This is a genomic window from Pseudoalteromonas sp. AOP7-A1-14 (assembly GCF_052376275.1).
GTDB lineage: Bacteria > Pseudomonadota > Gammaproteobacteria > Enterobacterales > Alteromonadaceae > Pseudoalteromonas.
Genome location: NZ_JBQSVO010000302.1, coordinates 1 through 427, shown reverse-complemented (window position 1 = coordinate 427; position 427 = coordinate 1). Strand labels below are relative to the sequence as shown.

Annotated in this window: 1 protein-coding gene; it reads right to left on the bottom strand. The window is 43.8% G+C overall.

The genetic code is table 11. The features are described from left to right. The coding region (locus tag ACT3RM_RS18215; protein WP_444511560.1) for an IS66 family transposase at positions 1-427 on the bottom strand (427 nt) is incomplete at both ends.

Sequence of the window (427 nt, the reverse complement as noted above, 5' to 3'; positions counted from 1 at the left end):
TAATTTCGGCCATTGATTAAGCGTGTATTTTATCGCTTTGCCAATATAACTCCCCGCCGTTACTTTACCTTCGGCTTCATCAAGCCACGCTTTAAAGTGCATTAATATGGGTAAGGCTTTTTCTTGTCGTAACTGATACCGCGCTTGAGGGGATAACTGTTTGTTTTTAGCCTGGGTTTCCAGTTTATATAATTGGCTGATAAAGCTGATGGCTTTATGCGCTCGACCTTTGTTTTTCGACTCTGCTTTTAAGGCATCGTTATATTTGCGTCTAGCGTGTGCCCAACAACCAACAGGGGTAATGCCTTCAATACCGTCATAAACACGGTAACCGTCGCACTGTAAATAGCCTTGATAACCGGCAAGAAATTCTTTTGCGCAAGCGCGACTTCGACCTGCTTGGTAATCGTAAATCACGACAGGCTCA